The sequence below is a fragment of the Halovivax sp. genome (genome assembly GCA_007119345.1).
GTDB lineage: Archaea > Halobacteriota > Halobacteria > Halobacteriales > Natrialbaceae > Halovivax.
Map to the genome: position 1 here is coordinate 1 of SKPV01000041.1, position 5,639 is coordinate 5,639.

3 protein-coding genes and 1 pseudogene are annotated in these 5,639 nt (G+C 67.1%); all 4 read left to right on the plus strand.

The features are described from left to right. Positions 1-1,491, plus strand: a 1,491-nt coding sequence (locus QZT59_RS03380) for a tetratricopeptide repeat protein (RefSeq protein WP_290811330.1), incomplete at its 5' end; no start/stop codon positions are given. Positions 1,492-1,975: 484 nt separating this feature from the next. Then, on the plus strand, positions 1,976-3,346 hold the full coding sequence (locus tag QZT59_RS03385) for an aspartate aminotransferase family protein (RefSeq protein ID WP_290811333.1): 1,371 nt from the start codon (positions 1,976-1,978) through the stop codon (positions 3,344-3,346). A gap of 316 nt (positions 3,347-3,662) precedes the next feature. Beyond that, entirely contained in the window at positions 3,663-4,958 is a 1,296-nt protein-coding gene (locus QZT59_RS03390; protein WP_290811336.1) for an amidohydrolase, read from the plus strand. 269 nt (positions 4,959-5,227) lie between these two features. Then, positions 5,228-5,639: pseudogene (locus QZT59_RS03395) on the plus strand (hypothetical protein); the annotation flags it as partial.

A 5,639-nucleotide genomic window follows, 5' to 3' on the forward strand; every position in this document is an offset into this window, starting at 1 on the left:
AACGAGCCGACGATTGAGGCCGATCCCGAGGTGCTTCGCGCACGCGTTCGACTCAGGATGGGGGCAGTGCTGGTCGAACGCGGGGAGTACGCCGACGCCGAACCGAACCTGGAGTCAGCACTCGAGGTGTTTCGTGCCGGTGGGCTTCGCGGCTGGGAGGCAAGAACCCGTCACCACCTCGGCAGCCTGGCGGCGAACCAGGGAGCGTTCGACCGGGCGACCGACTGCTACGAATCGAGTTTACAGCTCAATCGTGAGCTCGGCGATCGACGTGGCCAGGCGGAGTGTCTCAGCTACCTCGGCAACCTCGCCTGGAAACGCGGGAACGTCGACCGGGCGGCGACGCTGTTCGAGCGCAGTCTCGAGTACCGACGCGAGCGGGGGGACCGGTCGGGCGTGGCGGCGACACTCACCAGCCTCGGCGCGATCGAGGGAAAGCGCGGCCAGTACGATCGAGCGGCCGATCTCTACGAGCGAGGCCTCGAGTACAGGCAAGAGCTCGGCGACCGTCAGGGGGTGGCGAAATCGCTGCACAATCTCGGCCACCTCGCGAGCCAGCGGGAGAACTTCGACCGGGCGGTCTCGTTCTACGAACGGAGCCTCGACCGCAAACGGGAACTCGGCGACAACCACCTGCTGGTTTCGACGCTCAACAATCTCGGCACGGTCGAGGGACGCCGAGGTAACTTTTCACGGGCGGCAGAACTGCACGAGCGGAGTCTGGCGATCAACCGCGAGCTCGGCGACAGTCACAGCGAGGCGTTCAACCTCCACAACCTCGGACAAATTTCCTACCGCCACGGAAGCTTCGACGCCGCCGCCGAACGCCACGAGCAGTGTGTCGAAATTATGGAGTCACTCGACAACCGACCCGGAACGGCACCCTCGCTCTGTGCGCTCGGTATGATCGCGGCACGGCGAGGGGAGTACGAGCGAGGCCGGGAGTACTGCCGACGGTCTCTCGAGATCGCAGAACGGGGAGAGGACGCCGAGCAGAGAGCGGAGAGTCTGCTCGGCCTCGGGGAGATATCACTCCGGAGTGGGGATTACGACCGTGCGGGCGACCATCTCGACGCCGCACACGAGGCAGCCGGTTCCGACACGGAGCTGTTGGGGGTCCAAATCCGCCTGACCTCCGCTCGCCTGGCACTCGCTCGCGGTGAGACCGAGCGAGCCAAATCGCTCGCCACCGCGGTCCGGCCCGACGCAGTCGCTCTGGATGCGACCTACTGGATCGGGCGCACCGACGACCTCCTGGGTCGGATCGAGTCGGCGGCTGGAGAAGACGAGCCCGCTCGGTGCCACCTGCTCGACGCCCTCGACACGTTCGAGTCACTCGATGCCTTCCACGACGCCCTGTCGACGCTGACGGCGCTCGTCGAAATGGTCGACGAGACGGACGAGGTCCTCGATGAGTTGCGCGAGCGAGCCCGGTCACTGGTCGCCGGAGCGCCCGAGGAAGTGCGCGAGCGACATCCCGACTGGGAGTGAGTCCCCCTTCCAGTGCGGACGTCTCCGGGAGTGGTTCGTGAACGCCCTGTCGATTCGTGGATGTTCCGTTGATCCGTGACTGTCCTGTCGTCGGAGGCGCCGACGCCAGCGAGCGTCGTCGCTGGACCCGCCGCGGTCACGTCACCGCTGCCAGCGATCCGCCGCGAAGACGAGGCAGCTCTAGCGCTCCGGAAAGGGGGAAGCGAAGCGCATGGAACCGGCGTTCGAGAAGATCGCGGCATCGGACGCGGTCGAGGCGCGCTGACGGCGGCTCCGTTCATCGAGCGGCGCCGTGTAGGCCACCGGGGGCGAACCGGCTCCACCGGCCGACGACGATTCGAGACGCCGCGGTCGATGGGACTACTGAACGCACCTCCCGAGAGCCACCGCTGCGCACCACCACCGTTTACGAAACAGTAACTGTTTACGCACTGCATACTAATTGTGGACAAACTTTTTAGGCCCGTTTTCCATCCGTACACCCATGGCAGCAGGACCACCGATCGAGGAGCTCCACTACGCGGACGCGCCGGACGTCGGCGACGTCCCGGGACCGAAGACCCGCTCGCTGCTGGAGCGCCAGCGCGAAATCGACAGCGCGGCCGTGGCCTATCCCGACGACATTCCGATCGCGTTCGAGGAAGGGAAGGGGGCGACGGTCCGCGACGTGGACGGGAACACGTACATCGACATGTTCGCCGGTATCGGCGTACTCAACGTCGGCCACGCGAACCCGTACGTGCTCGAGGCCGTTCGCGAGCAAGGCGAGAAGCTCGTCCACACGGTCGACTTCCCGACGGAGGCCCGTCTGGAGCTGATCGAGGCGCTGGGCGAGATCGCTCCCGGGGACCTCCGGGGGAATAGCCGGGTCGTCTTCGGCGGGCCGACGGGCAGCGACGCCATCGAGGCCTCGATCAAGCTCGCGAAGTACAACACCGGCGGCGACGGCCTCATCGCCTTTCGCGGCGGCTATCACGGGCCGACCTCCGGCGCGATGAGTCTCACCTCGAACACGAAATTCAAGGGCCACTACACGCCGCTGCTGAGCGACGTCGTCCACGCGCCGTACCCGCATCCCCTCCGCCAGGACAAGACCCCGGCGGAGGCCGTCGATCACGCCCTGGAGGAGGTGCAGGCGATCGTCGAGGATCCCTACGGCGGGCTCGCGAATCCGGCCGGCATCTTCGTCGAACCGATCCAGGGCGAAGGCGGCGTGATCACGCCCCCAGCGGGCTTTCTGCAGGGGCTCCGGGACATCGCCGACGACAACGATCTCCCGCTGGTGTTCGACGAGATCCAGAGCGGGCTGGGCCGCACCGGCGAGTGGTGGGCCGCGGACTGGGCGGGGGTCACCCCCGACGCGTTCACGTCGGCGAAGGCCCTCGGCGGCATCGGCTACCCGCTCTCTGCAACCATCTACCGCGAAGAACTCGACACCTGGGGCCCGGGCGATCACGCGGGCACCTACCGCGGTCACGTCGTCGCGATGCGCGCCGGCACCCGCGCCATCGAGTACATCCGGGACCACGACCTGCTCGCTCACGCCCGTGAGCTCGGTTCGCACATTCGGGATCGACTCCGCGAGGCGGGGTCGGAGACCGACAGGATCGCCGAAGTCAGGGGTGCCGGACTGTTCATCGGGGCCGAATTCGTCGACGAGGACGGCGCGCCAGACGGTGAGGCCGTCGACGCGATCCAGCAGTACTGCTTCGAGCACGGCGTCCTGGTCTGGACGGCGGGTCGACACGGCAACGTCTTGCGGCTGCTTCCCCCGCTCGTGCTCACCGAGGAACTGGCTGATCGAGCGCTCGACGTCATCTGTGAGGCGATCGATCACGTCACGTCGGACAGCTAGGCTGGGTGTCCACCCACGGACCCGGCCTCACACCGCGTCTCCGACTCGCCGGCCGTCGTCGCCGACGAGTGTTCTTCATATTCGGCCCAGAAGCCAGGCGCCGGGTCAAGACGGTGGAGCGCGACGACGCGGCCTCCGGCAACTCGTTTCCTCGCCGCCTCGTCGAAGGTGAGGCCCCTCCAGCATCGACGAACGGGTCGTCCGTTCGGTTCGGATCCGTCGAACTCCACCGTCCCCAGGAACCCGATACTGCCCACGAGGTTCACAATTATCAATTATGACTAAGTAGCGCCACGTGGTACGGTTCAGCACGATGATGTCCCACGACGTTCGGAACCGGCTTTCGGCGCTCCGCCGCGAGTTCCACCGATTTCCGGAGCCCGGCTGGTGTGAGTTCCGGACGACGAGCCGGATCGTCGAGGAACTCGAGCGGATCGACGTCGACGAGATCGCCGTGGGACGGGACGCCCTCTCGTCGGCGGATCGGATGGCGGTCCCGGAGGAGCCGGAGCTGCGGTTCTGGCGCGAACGGGCGCGATCGAACGGCGCACGAGAGTCGGTACTGGATCGGACGGCGGACGGGCACACCGGCGTCGTCGCGACGCTCGCACAGGGGAAGGGGCCGACCGTCGGCCTGCGGGTCGATCTCGACGCTATCTCGATGTACGAGGCCGACGAGCCCGGTCACCGACCCGCGGACGAAGGGTTTCGGTCCGAGCACGACGGCTACATGCACGCCTGCGGCCACGACGCACACCTCGCCATCGCGCTCGGCACCCTCGAAGCGGTGAAACACGGACCGTTCAACGGGACGTTCAAGCTCTTCTTCCAGCCGGCCGAAGAGCGCGCCGGCGGCGGGAAGGCGATGGCCGAGAGCGGCCACCTCGACGACGTCGACTACCTGCTTGCGGTCCACGTCGGGCTCGATCATCCCACCGGGACCGTCGTTACGGGCGTCGAGAAGCCGCTGGCGATGGCGCACCTCACCGCCACCTTCGAGGGCGCGAGCGCCCACGCGGGGAGAGCACCGAACGAGGGCGCCAACGCCATGCAGGCGATGGCGACCGCCGTTCAGAACGCCTACGCCATCCCGCGCCATCGCGACGGGGAGACGCGAATCAACGTCGGCCAGGTCGACGGCGGCACCGCGAGCAACGTCATCGCCGAGGAGGTCTCGATCCACGGCGAGGTCCGCGGCGAGACGACGGCCCTCATGGAGTACGCGCGGACCGAACTCGAGCGGATCTGCTACGCCGCCGCGGAGATGCACGACTGCGACGTCACGGTCAGGGTCACCAGCGAGTCACCGCGGGTCGACAGCGACCCGGAACTCCGCGAGCTGCTGGAGGGGGTCGCGGCGGACGTCCGCGGCGTCGACGAGGTTCTCCCCTCGGCGGAGTTCGGCGCGAGCGAGGACGCGACCTTCCTGATGCAACGGGTCCAGGACGAGGGCGGGCTGGCGACGTACCTGATCGTCGGCACCGACCACCCGACGAGCCACCACACGCCGACGTTCGACGTCGACGAGCACAGCCTCGCGATCGGGGTCGAACTCCTCGCCGAAGCCGTCACCGAACTCGGGAGACGACAGCCGGTCGCCGTCCGGCGGTAGGCGCCGACGGTTCGGCTGACCCGAACCCGACGGTGTGCGGAACTCGATTTTCGAAATTCGTTTACGCAAACCGCCAACGAGCCCGGTGGACGCGGCTCCGGTCCGGCGAAGCGAGTCGACCGAATCAGTCCGAGCTGGGGGTGGAGCGGACGGAATCCGCCAGAAACGGCTCATCTGGGCTCACGTGGCCCCGTTTCGGTCCGAACGGAAACAGTGCACGGATGACCCGTACCGCAAGGGTTACTTTCGAGAGTACACGTATACCGTGTATGACCTACGAAGAGGTACCCGAGGCCCTGCAGACCGCGGCCGATCCCGACCGGCCGCGCGGGATCCTCACGCCCTCCGATCGCGACTTCCTCCTCGGTCGAAAGACCGATTACACCGAGCACTCGAAAAAGCAGAAGCGAAACCGGATCCGTCGCCGGGTTCGCAACGCCGTCCTCGACTTTTCCATCCTCTTCGAGTACCTCGAGGAGCGCGACCGGAAGACGGTGTTCGACCCCGACGACGAGGATCGCGACGCCTACACCAGGGGGATCACCGACACGCTGGCTTTTCTCCACCTCGGCACGATGGGCTACTACACGCCGTTCAAGGACATGCTCGCCGAGGGCGTCGGCAAGGGCGAACAGCGCCTCGCCGGCTCCGAGTACCGCATGGTGAACGTCGAGTTCAACG